The following is a 17058-nucleotide window of genomic DNA, read 5'->3' as shown; positions in this document are numbered from 1 at the left end:
GGTTAATCATGGACGTCCATACGGTTAATCGTGTATGGCGCAGCGACTCTGACTTGCCTTTACGCACGCCTTACGATCGTTTTCCGCCTGTCGTGGACCGAAAATAGTTCACAGTTGACAATTCCTGGATAGCTGGTTTTGACTTGCGATTGCCGTCGTGGAAGTGGCCGAGAAAGCAACGAGGCGATTCAGGCCAGCCATGCGTGTATCCGGTTCCCAGTAGATGACTGACGAAGGCAGAGGCTGCCATGCGCTTATCAGAAGGGGTGCACACCGGCACTGTCGCCGTCGTCGGGGTCGCGACCGCGGTACCGGTGCGGGCGGAGCGCGATCACGGTGTGCTGGCCGAGCTGACCGGTGTGCCGCTGCCCGCGGGCCGGGCGGACGAACTGGAGTCGGCGTGGAGGGCCTGCGAGGACGCCGGCATCGGCGCGGACGACCGGGCGGGCGTCGGTGTCTATCTGTCGGCCGGGGCCGGGACTGAGGTGCGGGCTGGGACCGAAGCGGGGGCTTCGGCCGAACGGCCAGAACAAGCCGCCGGGTTGGCGCGCGCACTGCGTCTGAGCGGCCCCTGCCGAACCGGACAGGCGCCCCTCGCCGATGCCGTCTCCGCCGTGCTCTCCGGCGAGTGCGACCTGGCGCTCGTCGGAACGGACGGCGCCTTCGCCGTGCTCACGCGCCAGGACGACGCGCGGGCCGCGACCTTCGCCTATCGGCTCGGCACCGACCACGCGTGGCCCGACGGTGTCCCCGCGTTGGTCGAGGCCGCGCTCGCCGCGGGCCGCCCCCGGCCCGGCCGCGACGCGGCGGACGGCCCCGCCGTCCCGATCGCCCTGTCGGCGCACAGCGACGACGCGCTGCGGGCCCGCGCCGCCGACCTGCACGCGCTGCTGGCGGCCGAGCCGGACCTGCCGCTCGCCGACCTCGCCTTCTCCCTCGCCACCACCCGGCCCGCCCTCGCCCGACGCGCCGTCCTGGTCGGCCGGGACCGCGCGCGGCTCGCCGGGGAACTGCTCGCCCTCAGCGAGGGGCGCGTACCGGTGCCGGGGCCCGCGGCCGGCGGACCCGCAGCGGGTGACATCGCCTTCGTGTTCCCCGGCCACGGCCCGCAGTGGCTCGGCATGGCCGACCAACTCCTCGACGCTTCACCGGTGTTCGCCGAGCAACTGCACGCCTGCGCCGACGCCCTCACCCCGTTCGTGGAGTGGCCCGTGCTCGACGTGCTGCGGGGCACGACGGACACGTACTCCCTCGACCGGCCGGACGTCGGACAGCCCGCGCTCTGGGCGATGATGGTGTCCCTGTCCGCGTTGTGGCGCTCCTGGGGCGTACCGCCCGGTGCCGTGGTCGGCTCCAGCGCCGGCGAGATCCCGGCGGCGACCGTCGCGGGCGCGCTGTCCGTCGAGGACGGTGCGCGTGCCGTCGCCCTGTTCAGCCAGGCGCAGGTGCACCTCCTCGAACAGGGCGTGATGCTCTCCGTACTGGCGTCGGCCGACGAGGTGCGCGAGCGGCTCGCCCGCTACGAGGGGCTCGACCTGGCCGCCGTGCACGCCCCCACCTCGGTCCTCGTGTCGGGAACCGAGGACGAGGCCACCGCGTTCCTCGCCGAACTGACCGCCGACGGTGTCAGGGCCAAGAGCATCGCCATCCGCATCGCGGCCCACGGCCGTCAGGTCGACTCCGTACTCGGCATGGTGCGCGAGGTCCTCGCCCCGATCACCCCCCGCCCGACGGACGTACCGATCTACACGGCGACCACGGGCGGGCGCGTCGACCCGCGCACGCTCACCGCGGACCACTGGTGCCGCAACATGCGCGGCACTGCCGACTTCCGGAGCGCCACGCGCGCCGCCCTGGCAGCGGGCCACCGCCTGCTGCTCGAACCGAGCCCCCACCCCGTGCTGACCCGGGCCGTGCAGGAGACCGCCGAGGAAGCCGCCGTGGACGCCGCGGTCGTCGGCACGCTGCGCCGGGGACGGGGCGGCGCGGACGAGGTGACCGCCGCGCTCGGCGAACTGCACACCCACGGCGTGCTCCCCGACTGGCGGGCGGTGTTCGCCGGCCGCGACGCGCGCGCGGTGCCGCTGCCCGCCTACCCGCTGCGCCCGGCGCCCGGGGCCGCCCCCGCCCCGTCCCTCGCCGACCGGCTCGCCGAGGTCCCCGACCGCACGGCGTACCTGCTCGACCTGGTCCGCGCGCAGGTGGCCGCCGTCGTCGACGGCACCCGGGACGACGTGGACGCGGCCGACGCGGACGCGCCGCTGCTCGAACTGGGCGTCGACTCGGCGGGCGCGGTGCGCCTGCGCAACCTGCTGAACGCGGCCACCGGTCTGACCCTGCCCGTGTCGGCGATCTTCGACAACCCGACGTGCCGCGGCCTCGTCCGGTACGTCGACCGGGTCCTGCTCGGCGCCCTCGCCGAGGACGACGAGCCGGTGACCGGGGCGGCCGCCGGCGACGACGAGCCGATCGCGATCGTGGCGATGAGCTGCCGGCTGCCCGGTGGCGTGCACAGCCCCGAGGACCTGTGGGAGCTGCTCACCACGGGCGGCGACGGCGTCACCGCCTTCCCCACCGACCGGGGCTGGGACCTGGAAGGACGCTACGACGAGGACGCCGAGCGGCCCGGCCGCTACTACCAGCGCGAAGCCGGGTTCCTGCACGACGCCGGCCAGTTCGACCCCGAGTTCTTCGGGATATCGCCCCGCGAGGCCCTGGCGATGGACCCCCAGCAGCGACTGCTCCTGGAGATCGCCTGGGAGGCCGTCGAGCGCGCGGGCATCGACCCCACCGGCCTGCGCGGCAGCCGGACGGGCGTGTTCGTGGGCGCGATGACGATGGACTACGGGCCCCGGCTGTACGAGGCGCCCGCGGAGCTGGAGGGCCACCTTCTCACCGGCAACACCGCGAGCGTCGCCTCCGGCAGGCTCTCGTACTCCTTCGGCTTCGCCGGGCCCGCCGTCACCCTCGACACGGCGTGCTCCTCGTCGCTGGCCGCCCTGCACCTGGCCGTGCAGTCGCTGCGGCGCGGCGAGTGCCCCCTCGCGCTCGCGGGCGGCGTCACCGTCATGCCGTCGCAGGGCCTGTTCGTGGAATTCAGCAGACAGCGCGCGCTGGCCCCCGACGGACGCTGCAAGGCGTTCTCGGCGAGCGCCGACGGCTTCGGCCTCGCCGAAGGCGCCACCATGGTGCTCCTCGAACGACTGTCCGACGCGCGCCGCAACGGCCACCCCGTCCTCGCCCTGATCAAGGGCACCGCCATCAACCAGGACGGCGCCTCCAACGGCCTCACCGCCCCCAGCGGCCCCGCCCAGCGCAAGGTGATCCGGCAGGCGCTCGCAGACGCGGGCGTCCCGGCCGCCGAGGTCGACGCTGTCGAGGCGCACGGCACCGGCACCCGCCTGGGCGACCCGATCGAGGCGGACGCCCTCCTCGCCACCTACGGCCGCGAACACCCCGCCGACCGGCCGCTGCTGCTCGGCTCGGTGAAGTCCAACATCGGCCACACCCAGGCGGCCTCCGGCGTGGCCGGTCTGATCAAGATGGTGCTCGCGCTGCGGCACGGCGTGCTGCCGCCGAGCCTGCACATCACGGAGCCCACCCCGCACGTGGACTGGACGTCCGGCGCGGTGTCGCTCGTCACCGAGACCACGCCGTGGCCGCAGACCGGACGCCCCCGCCGGGCCGGTGTGTCCTCCTTCGGCATCAGCGGAACCAACGCCCACGCCATCCTCGAACAGGCACCCGAGGAGACCCCGGCCGAGCCGCCGTCGCCCTCGGGCCCGGTCCCGCTGGTGTTCTCCGCGCGGACCGAGGACGCCCTGCGCGCCCACGCCGCCCGGCTCGCCGCCGCCGCAGAGGCAAGCGCGCCCGCCGACCTGGCGGACGCCCTGCTGTCGCGGTCGGTGTTCGAGCACCGGGCCGTGGTGGTGGCCGGCGGCGCGAACGCGTTGTCGGCGGTGGCCACCGGCACCGAGTCGGCCCGCGTGGCCGTGGGAGTGGCGCGACCCACGGGGCAGGTGGCGTTCGTGTTCCCCGGGCAGGGCTCGCAGTGGCTGGGGATGGGGGCGGAGCTGGCGGAGTCCTCGCCGGTCTTCCGCGCCTCCCTCGACGCCTGCGCCGAGGCACTGGCACCGCACGTGGACTGGTCCCTGCACGAGGCGCTGGGCGATGCCGAGCGGTTGGAACGGGTGGACGTGGTCCAGCCCGCCCTGTTCGCGGTGATGGTGTCGCTGGCCGCGCTGTGGCGCTCGTACGGTGTGGAGCCGGACGCCGTGGTGGGGCACAGCCAGGGCGAGATCGCCGCCGCGCACGTCGCGGGAGCGCTCTCCCTGGAGGACGCCGCCCGGGTCGTCGCCCTGCGCAGCAAGGCGATCCTGGCGCTGTCGGGCCGAGGCGGCATGGTGTCGCTGGCGGTGACCGTCGACCAGGCGCGGGAGCGGTTGGCGCGATGGGACGGACGTATCTCCGTCGCCGCCGTCAACGGACCCGGCTCGGTGGTCGTGGCCGGTGACGCCGACGCCCTGGACGAGCTGATGGAGTCCTGCGCGGCCGACGGGGTGCGCGCCCGGCGGGTACCGGTGGACTACGCCTCGCACTCCCCGCACGTGGAGCGCATCCAGGACGCGCTGGCCGAGGCGCTGGCCGGCATCGCACCGCGGCCCGCGAGCGTGCCGATGCTGTCCACGGTCACGGGGGAGTGGCTGACCGGCACCGAGACCGGCGCGGAGTACTGGTACCGGAACCTGCGCAACACGGTGCGGTTCGAGGAGGCCACCCGCGGTCTGCTCGACCACGGCATCGGCGTGTTCGTGGAGTGCAGCCCGCACCCCGTGCTCACCATCGGCGTGCGCGAGACGGTGGAGGCCGCCGGGCGCGACGCGATCGTGGTCGGCACGCTGCGCCGGACCGACGGGGACCTGGACCGGTTCCTGCTCTCCGCCGCCGAGGCGTACGTCGAGGGCCTGCCGTTCGACTGGCGTCGCGTGGTGCCCCCCGGGCGGCCGGTCGACCTGCCCACCTACCCCTTCCAGCGCAGGCGGTTCTGGCTCGACGACACCTCCCGCCCCACCGACGCCGCCGACCCCGCCTTCGAGGAGTTCTGGGCCGCGGTGGAACGGGGCGACCTCGCCACCACGCTGGACGTGCCCGCCGACGCGCCGCTCACCGACGTCCTGACCAGCCTGACCGACTGGCGCCGCCGCAGCCGGGAGCGGTCCGCCGTCGACTCCTGGCGCCACCGGATCACCTGGCGTCCCCTCGGCACCGCCACCCCGCCCGCCCTGCACGGCACCTGGCTCGTGGTGGGCTCCGCGTCCCAGGCGGACCACCCCTGGCGGGCGGCGGCCGTCGACGCGCTGCGCGCCCACGGCGCCGACGTCCTGGAGACCGACGGCTCGGCCGAGTCCCTGCGCGCCGCCGGGGTCGTACCCAGCGGCGTACTGTCCCTGCTGGCCCTCGACGAACGCCCCGACCCCGCTGCACCGAGCGTGCCCCAGGGCCTGTCCGCCACCCTCGCGCTGGTGAGGGCACTGGGTGCGGCCGGGATCGGCGCACCGCTGTGGCTGGCCACGACGGGCGCGGTGTCCGTGGGACGGTCCGACCCGCTGACGCACCCGGCACAGAGCCAGGCCTGGGGCCTCGGCCTGGCCGTCGGCCTGGAGCACCCCGAACGCTGGGGCGGTCTCGTCGACCTGCCCGTCGCCCCCGACCCGAGGACCGCCACGCGCCTCGCCGCCGTCCTCGCCGGGCGGACGGACGAGGACCAGCTCGCCATCCGCGCCTCCGGAGTCTCCGTACGCCGGCTGACGCCCGCCCCCGCCCCGGCCCAGACGTCCGCCTGGCGTGCCGCCGGCACCGTACTGATCACCGGCGGCACCGGGGCCATCGGCGGCCACGTCGCCCGCTGGCTGGCCGGCAACGGTGCCGAGCACCTCGTGCTGACCAGCCGCCGGGGCCCGGACGCGCCCGGCGCGGCCGAACTGCGGGACGAGCTGAGCGGTCTCGGCGTCCGCGTCACCGTCGCCGCCTGCGACGCCGCCGACCGCACCGCCCTCGGCGACCTGTTCGCCCGGCTCGACGCCGAGGGCACCCCGGTCCGCTCCGTCTTCCACGCGGCGGGCACCGTCCCCACCCTGCCGCTGACCGAGACCGGCACCGCCGACCTCGCCCACGCCCTGGCGGCCAAGGCCGGCGGCGCCGCCCACCTGGACGAGCTGTGCGTCGGACGCGACCTGGACGCGTTCGTGCTGTTCTCCTCCGGATCCGCGGTCTGGGGCAGCGGCGAACTGGGCGCGTACGGCGCGGCCAACGCCTTCCTCGACGCCCTCGCGCAGCGCCGCCGCGCCGACGGACTGCCCGCCACCTCGGTCTCCTGGGGCATGTGGGCGGGCGGCGGCATGGTGACCGGCGAACTCGACGACCATCTGCGCCGCCGCGGCCTGCGCCCCATGCGGCCGGACCTCGCCGTCGGCGCGCTCGCCACCGCCCTGGCGGCCGGCGAGACGACCCTGACGGTCGCGGACATCGACTGGGCCCGCTTCGCCCCCGGCTTCACCGCGGCCCGCTCCCGGCCGCTGATCAGCGAGATACCCGACGTCATCGCGCTCGCCGCCCAGGACACGCCGCAGCAGCCGGCCGCGGGCGGCGCCCTGGCAGACCGCCTCGCCGGGCTCAACGACGCCGACCAGCACCGGCTCCTGCTCGACCTGGTCCGCGGTCACGCGGCGGCGGTGCTCGGACACGAGGGACCCGACGCCATCACCCACGACCGGGCCTTCCGCGAGCTGGGCTTCGACTCCCTCACCGCCATCGAGCTGCGCAAACGCCTCAACACCGCCACCGGCGCGCACCTGCCCGCCACCGCCGTATTCGACCACCCGACACCCGAGGCACTGACCCGCCACCTGCACACCGCGGTGCTCGGCGAGCGGCGCACCGCCACACCCGCCGACAGCGCGCCCCGCCCCACCGACGAGCCGATCGCCGTGGTCGCCATGAGCTGCCGCTACCCCGGCGGCGTACAAAGCCCCGAGGACCTGTGGACGCTCGTCCTCGAAGGACGCGACGCCATCGGGCCCTTCCCCGACGACCGGGGCTGGGACACCGACCGGCTCTACCCGGCCGACGCGGAGGCCCAGGGCCGCAGCCGCACCCTGGAAGGCGCCTTCGTCGACGACGCGGGCGGCTTCGACGCGGGCTTCTTCGGCATCGCCCCGCGCGAGGCCCTGGCGATGGACCCCCAGCAGCGGCAGGTGCTCGAACTGGCCTGGGAGCTCTTCGAGCGGGCCGGCATCGACCCGACCTCCGTACGCGACAGCCTCACCGGCGTGTACGTCGGTGCCTCCCCGCAGAGCTACGCGGGCACCCTGGAGCAGGCGGCACCCGAGATGGACGGCTACCGGCTCACCGGCGACGCGCTCAGCGTCGTCTCCGGCCGCGTCGCCTACACCCTCGGCCTGCGCGGGCCCGCCGTCACCGTGGACACCGCCTGCTCGTCCTCGCTGGTCGCCCTGCACCTCGCGGTACAGGCGCTGCGGTCGGGGGAGTGCTCGATGGCCCTGGCGGGCGGCACGGCGATCATGGTGACGCCGACGCCGTTCGCCGAGTTCAGCCTCCAGGGCGGCCTGGCCCCCGACGGCCGATGCAAGCCCTTCGCCGACGCCGCCGACGGCGTCGGCTGGGGCGAGGGCGCGGGCCTGATCCTCCTCGAACGGCTCTCCGACGCACAGGCCAACGGCCACCAGGTCCTCGCCGTCGTCCGGGGCTCGGCCACCAACCAGGACGGCGCGTCGAACGGCCTGTCCGCGCCGAGCGGCCCCGCGCAGCAGCGGGTCATCCGCGCCGCCCTCGCCAACGCGGGCCTGTCCGCCACGGACGTGGACGCCGTCGAGGGCCACGGCACCGGCACCCGGCTCGGCGACCCCATCGAGGCACAGGCACTGCTCGCCACCTACGGCCAGGACCGCCCCGCCGACCGGCCGCTGTTCCTCGGCGCCCTGAAGTCCAACATCGGCCACACCCAGGCCGCCTCGGGCATCGCGGGCGTCATCAAGATGGTGCAGGCGATGCGGCACGGTGTACTGCCCCGCACCCTGCACCTGGACCGCCCGTCCCAGCACGTGGACTGGACGACGGGCGCCGTGGAACTGCTCCCCGAACAGCGGCCGTGGCCCGAGACCGGCCGGCCCCGGCGCGCGGCCGTCTCCGCGTTCGGCGTCAGCGGCACCAACGGCCACGTCATCCTCGAACAGGCCGCGCCCGCCCCCGCGGCCCCCGTCCCGGCCGACGTCCCCGACGACCGCCCCCTGGCCTGGGCGCTGTCCGCCCGCGACACCGCCGCGCTGCGCGAGCAGGCCGCCCGCCTGGCGGCCACCGTCGACGCCCGGCCGGACCTTGGGCCGCTGGACATCGCCGCCACCCTCGCCGGCGGGCGGGCCGCGCTCGACCACCGCGCGGTCGTCCTCGGCACCGGCACGCCCGCACTGCGCGCGGGACTCGACGCGCTGGCCCAGGACGCCGCCACCGCCGACGTGGTACGCGGCACCCCCGACGGCGGCCGGCTCGCCGTCCTCTTCTCCGGCCAGGGCTCCCAGCGCGCCGGCATGGGCCGGGACCTGTACGCGGCCCACCCCGCGTTCGCCGACGCGCTCGACGAGGTGTGCGCCCACTTCGACCCGCTCCTGGACCTGCCGCTGCGCGAGGTGGTCTTCGGCGACGACCAGACCGTCCTGGACCGCACCGAGTACACCCAGCCCGCGCTGTTCGCCGTCGAGGTCGCCCTGTACCGCCTGTGGGAGTCCTGGGGGCTGCGGCCCGACGCGCTCGCGGGTCACTCGATCGGTGAACTGGCCGCCGCGCACGTGGCGGGCGTCTTCTCCCTGGCCGACGCCTGCGCGATCGTCGCCGCGCGCGGCGCGCTCATGCAGGCCCTGCCCGCGGGCGGCGTCATGGTCGCGGTGCGGGCCACCGAGGGCGAGATCGCACCGGAGTGCTCCGACAACATCGGCATCGCCGCCGTCAACGGCCCCGACTCGCTCGTCCTGTCCGGCAGCGAACTCGAAGTGCTCGGCCTCGCCGACCGGCTCAAGGCACAGGGCCGCAAGGTCACCCGACTGCGGGTCAGCCACGCCTTCCACTCACCGCTGATGGAACCCATGCTCGACGCGTTCCGCCGCGTCGTGGCGGGCGCCACCGCCCACCCGCCCACGCTGCCGATCGTCTCCACCCTCACCGGCGCACCCGTCGGCGCCGAGGAACTGACGTCACCGGACCACTGGGTCCAGCACGTACGCCAACCGGTACGGTTCGCCGACGGCGTCACGAGCCTGGCCGCCCAGGGCGTGACGACCATGGTGGAGGTCGGACCCGGCAGCGCCCTCACCACCATGGGCCCGGACAACGCCCCCGACGCCGTGTTCGTGCCGACGCTGCGCTCCGACCGGCCCGAGCCGCACGCGGCGATCCTCGCCGCCGCGCGGCTGCACGTCCGGGGCGTCCACCTCGACCTGGCGGCCGTGCTCGGCGGCCACGGCTCCCGCGTCGACCTGCCCACCTACCCCTTCCAGCACGACCGCTACTGGCTGACCGCGGCGGTGGCGCCCGCGGGCGACGGCGCGACGGCGGCCCTCGGACTCACCACCGGCGACCACCCGCTGCTGCGCGCCGCGGTGGCGTTGCCCGACTCCGAAGGCGTCGTCCTCACCGGCAGGCTCTCCACGAGGACCCAGCCCTGGCTCGCCGACCACGCCGTCGGCGACCGGGTCCTGTTCCCCGGCACCGGCTTCCTCGACCTCGCCCTGCACGCCGCCGGCCACTGCGGCCTCGACACCGTCGAGGAACTGACCCTGCACGCCCCCCTGGTGCTGCCCGAGCGCGGCGGCCGGGCCCTGCGCGTGACGGTCGGCGCCGACAGCGACGGCACACGGAGCATCCGGGTGCACTCGCGGGCCGAGGACGCCGACCGGGACGCGCCGTGGACCGAGCACGCGACCGGCACGCTCACCACGGGCGACGCCCCCGCGACCGAGCTGTCCGCGTGGCCGCCGCAGGACGCGGCACCCATGGACGTCGACGACGTCTACGACCGCCTCACCGAACTCGGCTACGACTACGGCCCCGTCTTCCGTGCCCTGCGCGCGGCCTGGCGCCTCGGCTCCGACGTGTACGTCGAGGTGTCCCTGCCCGAGGGAACCGGCGGCGAGGGCTTCGGCGTGCACCCGGCCCTGCTCGACGCCGCCCTGCACGCGCCGGTGCTGCACGCCCTCGAAGAGACCGGCGGCGGCCCCCGGCTGCCGTTCAGCTTCTCGGGCGTACGACTGCACGCCGCCGGCGCCTCGACGCTGCGGGTGCGCTGGTCGCCCACCGGGCAGGACCAGATGTCACTGGCCGTCGCCGACCCGGCCGGCCGGCCCGTCGCGAGCATCGAGTCACTGGTCATGCGGCCGGTCGAGCTGCACAGGACCACGTCGCCGGCCACCGACGCCCTGTTCCGCCTGGAGTGGACGGGCCTCGGCACGGAGACCGAGGAGACCACGGCGACCGGGCTCGCGGTGCTCGACGCCGACCGGCCCGGCGCCGACGACCTCGGCCTCGACGTGCCGTCCGTGTCCGGCTTCGACGCCCTCGACGGTGTCGGCGACCTGCTCGCGCCGTGCCCCCGGCCGTCCGCCGGGGACGGGACGCACGGGACGGACGAGTCGTACGCCTCCTACGCCTCGTACGCCTCGGACGAGAAGGCGGCGATCCGTGCGACGGTGACCTGGGCGCTGACGCTGGCCCAGGACTGGCTCGCCGACGAGCGCACGGCGGACACCCGCCTGGTCTTCGTCACCCGTGGCGCGGTCGACACCCCGGCCCCGGACCCGGCCCAGGCCGCCGTATGGGGACTCGTACGCTCGGCCCAGACCGAGAACCCGGGACGCTTCGTCCTGCTCGACCTGGACGACAGCGCCGAGTCCGCCCGCGCCGTCCCGGCCGCGCTGGCCTCCGGCGAACCCCAGGCGGCCGTGCGCGACGGCCGGGTGACCGTGCCCCGGCTCACCCGCGCCACCCCGGACGGCCCGCTCACCGCGCCCGACGCCCGCCGCGCACCCGAGGCGCCGGCCCCTCCCGGCCGGGAGCCGCACACCGCCGACACCGGCCTGACCGTGCCCGGCGTGCTCGACCCCGAGCGTTCGGTCCTCGTCACCGGCGGCCTCGGCACCCTCGGCGCGCTGGTCGCCCGGCACCTGGTCACCGACCGGGGCGTACGCCACCTCGTCCTCGCCGGACGCAACGGCCTCGCGACCGAGGGCGCCCCGACGCTGCGCGACGAACTCACGGCCCTCGGCGCCGAGGTGACCGTGGCGGCCTGCGACGTCGCCGACCGCGACGCGGTGGCCGCGCTCCTCGCCTCCCTCGACCGGCCGCTCGGCGCGGTCGTGCACGCCGCGGGCGTCGTCGACGACGGCGTCGTCGAGTCGCTGACCCCCGAACGGGTCGACCGCGTCCTCGGCCCCAAGGTCGACGGCCTGCTCCACCTGGAGGAACTCACCCGGGAGACCGACCTCTCCGCGTTCGTCGTGTTCTCCTCCGCAGCCGGCGTCCTCGGCAGCGCCGGCCAGGCGGGATACGCCGCCGCCAACGCGGCGCTCGACGCCCTGGTGCGGCGCCGCCACGCACTCGGCCTGCCCGGCGTCTCCCTGGCCTGGGGCATGTGGGCGGCGGCGAGCGGCATGACCGCCGGTCTCGACGCGGACGACCGGGCCCGCCTCGGCCGCTCCGGCGTCCTCGAACTGCCCACCCAGGACGCCCTGGCGCTGTTCGACGCCGCGACGCGGGACGACCGCCCCGTCCTCGTACCGGTCCGCCTCGACACCGCGACGCTGCGCGGCCTGGCGGCCGACGGCACCCTGCCCCCGGTGCTGCGGGGCCTGGTCCGCGCCCCCGTCCGCCGTGCCGCGACGACGGCCCCCGCCGACGGCCCGACGTTCACCGAGACCATCGCCGGACAGTCCGCGGCGGACCGTGAACAGACGGTCCTGGACCTGGTCGGCGCACAGGCCGCGGCCGTCCTCGGCCACCCGGCCGGCACCCCCATCGACCCGGGCAGGTCCCTGCAGGACCTCGGCTTCGACTCGCTGACCTCGGTGGAGCTGCGCAACCGGCTCACCGCGGCCACCGGCATCCGGCTGCCCTCGACGCTCGTGTTCGACCACCCGTCGGCCGCCGCGATCACCCGGCACGTGCTCACCCTGCTCCCGCGCACCGAGGCCGAACCGGACACCGGGGTGCTGGACCAGCTCGACCGCCTGGAGCGCGCGCTGTTCGACCTCGCCGACGACGGCACCGCCACCAAGGTCGACCTGCGGCTGCGGGCCCTGCTCGCCAAGTGGAGCGACACCCGGGCGGACGCAACCGACGAGGAAGCCGACTCCGGCGACCTCTCCGCGGCGACCGACGACGAACTCTTCGACTACCTCGACAACGAACTCGAAACCTCGTGACCGGTACGGACCGCAACGATCTCCCCCGCATCGCCGTAAGGAGCACGCGCCAGATGCAGAACGAGGACAAGCTCCGCGACTACCTCAAGCGGGCCACCACCGATCTGCGCACCGCACGCAGGCGCCTGCGCGAGGTCGAGGAACGGGAGAACGAGCCCATCGCCATCATCGGGATGAGCTGCCGCTACCCCGGGGGCGTCACCTCACCGGAAGACCTCTGGCAGTTGGTGGCCGAGGGCCGGGACGCGGTGGTCGAGTTCCCCTCCGACCGAGGCTGGGACGTCGACTCCCTCTACCACCCCGACCCGGACCACGCGGGCACCTCGATCACCCGGCACGGCGGCTTCCTCCAGGGCGCCACCGACTTCGACCCGGCCTTCTTCGGGATCAGCCCGCGCGAGGCACTCGCCATGGACCCCCAGCAGCGGCTGCTCCTGGAGACGTCCTGGGAGGCGTTCGAACGCGCCGGCATCGACCCCGCGCAGGCCAGGGACACCAAGACCGGTGTCTTCGCGGGCATCATGTACAACGACTACGCCACGCGCCTGCCGCAGGCCCCCGAAGGGTTCGAGGGCTTCCTCGCCAACGGCAGCGCGGGCAGCATCGCCTCGGGCCGGATCGCCTACACGCTCGGCCTCGTCGGCCCCGCCGTCACCGTCGACACGGCGTGCTCGTCCTCGCTGGTCGCCCTGCACCTGGCGATGGTGGCGCTGCGCCGCGACGAGTGCTCGCTCGCCCTCGCGGGCGGCGCCACCTTCATGTCCACACCGCGCACCTTCGTCGAGTACAGCAGGCAACGCGCCCTGTCGGTGGACGGCCGCTGCAAGGCGTTCTCCGACAGCGCCGACGGCACCGGCTGGGGCGAGGGCGTCGGCATGCTCCTGGTCGAGCGCCTGTCCGACGCCCGGCGCAACGGCCACCCCGTCCTCGCCGTCATCCGCGGCTCCGCCGTGAACCAGGACGGCGCGTCCCACGGCCTGACCGCACCCAACGGCCCCGCGCAGCAGGCGGTGATCAACCAGGCCCTGGCCGGCGCACGGCTCACCCCCGCGCAGGTCGACGCGGTCGAGGCGCACGGCACCGGCACCACCCTCGGCGACCCGATCGAGGCCCAGGCCCTCATCGCCACCTACGGCGCGGAACGCACGGCGGACCGCCCCCTGTGGCTGGGCTCGCTGAAGTCGAACATCGGCCACTCCCAGGCGGCGGCCGGAGCCGGCGGCATCATCAAGATGGTCATGGCGATGCGGCACGGCGTGCTGCCCAGGACCCTGCACGTCGACGAGCCCAGCAGCCACGTCGACTGGTCGGCGGGCACCGTGGCCCTGCTGACCGAGGACCGGCCGTGGCCGGAGACCGGCGAACCCCGCCGCGCCGGTGTGTCCTCCTTCGGCGTGAGCGGCACCAACGCCCACGTCATCCTGGAAGAGGCACCCGCGCCCGACCCGGACACCACGACCGACGGCGACACTCCGGCGCCCGCGCGGACCGCCGGCCGGCCGGCCCCCGCCGTCACCCCGTGGGTGCTGTCCGCCCGGACCCCCGACGCACTGCGCGCGCAGGCCGGCCAACTACTGTCCGCCGTGACCTCCTCCGCCGACTTCGACCCCGAGGGCGTCGGCTTCTCACTGGCCACCACACGCTCCCTCTTCGAACACCGCGCCGTGGTACTCGCCGAGGATCGAAGCACCACCACCGACCGGCTCACCGCCCTCACCGAAGGACGCGGCGGACCCGGCATCGTCCTGGGCGAGGCGACACCGCACAAGCTGGGTTTCCTGTTCTCGGGTCAGGGGTCGCAGCGGCTGGGGATGGGCCGTGAACTGGCGGATCGTTTCCCGGTGTTCGCCGAGGCGCTGGAGGAGACGCTGAGCGCGTTCGACCCGGCGGTGCGTGGGGTGTTGTTCGGCGATGACGCCGATGCGTTGAGCGAGACGGGGGTGACGCAGCCGGCGTTGTTCGCGGTCGAGGTGGCGCTCTTCCGGCTGCTGGAGTCGTGGGGTGTGCGGCCCGATGTGCTGGCGGGGCATTCGATCGGTGAGCTGGCCGCCGCGCATGTGGCGGGTGTGTGGTCGCTGGCGGACGCCGCGAGGGTGGTGTCGGCACGCGGTGCGTTGATGCAGGCGCTGCCGTCGGGTGGCGCGATGGTCGCGGTCCAGGCGTCGGAGGCCGAGGTCGCACCGGAGCTGCCGGAGACGGTGGGCGTCGCGGCGGTCAACGGCCCGTCGTCGGTGGTCATCTCGGGTGCCGTCGCCGGTGTGGAGGCGGTGGCGGAGCGCTGGCGTGCGGCGGGTCGGAAGGTGTCGCGTCTGAAGGTCAGCCACGCGTTCCACTCGCCGCTGATGGAGCCGATGCTGGACGACTTCCGGCGGGTGCTGGAGAGCGTGTCGTTCGAGGCGCCGGCGATCCCGATCGTGTCGACGCTGACCGGCGTCCGGGCCACGGCCGAGGAGTTGACCTCGGCGGAGTACTGGGTGCGGCACGTCCGCGAGTCCGTCCGCTTCCACGACGCGGTCGCGGGGCTGCGCGAACAGGGCGTCGACGTCTTCCTGGAGATCGGCCCCGGCGGCGTGCTCTCGGGCCTCGGGCAACTCAGCGCTCCGGAAGCCTCCTTCGTCCCCGCCCTGCGTGGCGACCGCCCCGAGCCGACCGCACTGCTCACCGCCATCGGCCGACTGCACGTCGACGGCGTCCCGGTGGACCTGGCAGCCCTCTTCGACGGCAGCGGGGCCCGGCGGGTCGACCTGCCGACGTACGCCTTCCAGCGTGAGCGGTACTGGCTGGACGCCCCGGCGGCCGAGGAGAGCGCCGGGGGGACGTCGCCGGAGGAGGCACGCTTCTGGGAGGCGGTGGAGGAGGGCGACCCCGCTGATCTCGCCCGCACGCTGGGCGTGTCGACCGACGATCCGTTGAGCGCGGTGCTGCCCCGCCTGTCCGCGTGGCGCAGGAAGCAGCGGGACCGGCTGACGGCCGACAACTGGCGCTACCGGGTCGACTGGCGTGCGCTGGCCGCCGGGCCGCACCGGCCCGCCGGTGCCTGGCTGGTCGTGGCGCCGGCCGGTGACGAGCGGGCCGAGTGGGTGCGGGCGTCGCTGCGGCGGAACGGTGCGGACGAGACGCACGTGCTGCCCGTGGATCCGGAGACGGCCGACTGGGCGGAGCGGCTGACGGGTCTGCCGCCGCTGAGCGGTGTGGTCTCGCTGCTGGGCCTCGCCGACGCGGGCGAGGCGGCCGCACCCGTGAGCCTCGCGGGTCAGGCGACCGCACCCGCGGGTCTCGCGAGCACGGTCGGGCTGCTGCGGGCGCTCGGTGATGTGGACGCCCCGCTGTGGTGCCTCACCTCGGGTGCCGTCTCGACGGGTGCCGACGACGCGGTCACCGGGCCCGAGCAGGCGATGCTGTGGGGCCTCGGCCGGGCCGCCGCGCTGGAACACCCCGGCCGCTGGGGCGGCTTGATCGACCTGCCCCCGGTGCGGGACGAGCGGACCGGGGACCTCCTCGCCGTCGCCGTCGCCACGCCCGGCGAGGACCAGGTCGCCCTGCGCGGCGACACCGTACTCGGCCGGAGGCTGGTGCCCGCCCCGGTGGGCGAGGTGTCCGAGGCGGGCTGGTCGCCGCACGGCACGGTCCTCGTCACCGGCGGCACCGGAGCCCTCGGCGGCCACGTGGCACGCTGGCTCGCGGCGCACGGAGCCGAGCACGTCGTGCTGGCCGCCCGCCGCGGCCGGACCGCCCGAGGGGCCGAGGACCTGGAGGCCGAACTCGTCGGTCTCGGCGCGCGGGTCACGTTCGCCACCTGCGACGTGGCCGACAGGGACGCCGTTGCGACGATGCTGGCGAGCCTGCCGCCGCTCACAGCCGTCTTCCACACGGCGGGCGTGGAACGTCCCACTGCCCTCGCCGACCTGGACCCGGACGACCTCACCGAGTTCGCCGACGTACTGGCGGCCAAGGCCGACGGTGCGCGGAACCTGCACGAACTGCTGGCCGACACGCCCCTGGACGCGTTCGTCCTGTTCTCCTCCATCGCCGGGGTCTGGGGCAGTGGCGGTCAGGCTGCCTACGGGGCCGCCAACGCGTATCTCGATGCGCTGGCCGAGCACCGCCGGGCGGCGGGACTGCCCGCCACGGCCGTCGCGTGGGGGCCGTGGGACGGCGGCGGCATGGTCGAGGACTCGGGGCAGGCCGCACACCTCAAGCGCCTCGGCCTGCTCACCATGGCCCCCGGCACGGCACTCGCGGGCCTCGGCTCCGCCCTCGCCCACGGCGACACGACGGTCACCGTCGCTGACGTCGACTGGCCCCGGTTCGCGGGCACCTTCACGGCGCAGCGCCCGAGCGCACTGCTGAGCGAACTGCCCGACGCACGCGACTTGCTCGACGCCACCCCGGCGGAGCAGGACGGCACGTCGGACCTCGCGCGGCGGCTGGCCGGGCTGGACGGGGCCGAGCAGGAGCGGCACCTCACCGAACTGGTTCGCTCCGAGGCCGCCGCCGTGCTCGGCCACGCGTCCGCCGACGCCCTCCCCGCGACCCGCGCGTTCAGGGAACTCGGCTTCGACTCCCTGACCGC

At 75.3% G+C, this 17058-nt stretch carries 2 protein-coding genes; both read left to right on the top strand.

Annotated features, from left to right (window positions below):
- The first annotated feature begins 248 nt into the window (after nt 1-248).
- Nucleotides 249-12485, top strand: coding sequence for a type I polyketide synthase (locus FHS37_RS39010; protein ID WP_221500754.1), 12237 nt, complete (start codon nt 249-251; stop codon nt 12483-12485).
- Between the two features lie 53 nt (nt 12486-12538).
- Nucleotides 12539-17058, top strand: a 4520-nt coding sequence (locus FHS37_RS36585; RefSeq protein WP_184829314.1) for a type I polyketide synthase, incomplete at its 3' end; no start/stop codon positions are given.

It is taken from the genome of Streptomyces griseomycini (genome assembly GCF_014203535.1).
Taxonomy (GTDB): domain Bacteria; phylum Actinomycetota; class Actinomycetes; order Streptomycetales; family Streptomycetaceae; genus Streptomyces; species Streptomyces griseomycini.
Note: the sequence above shows the minus strand (reverse complement) of the source record. Positions and strands in the feature narration are given on the sequence as shown.

Coding starts and splice junctions, on each gene's coding strand:
- FHS37_RS39010 (WP_221500754.1), top strand. CDS start 249: ATGCGCTTATCAGAAGGGGTGCACACCGGCACTGTCGCCGTCGTCGGG.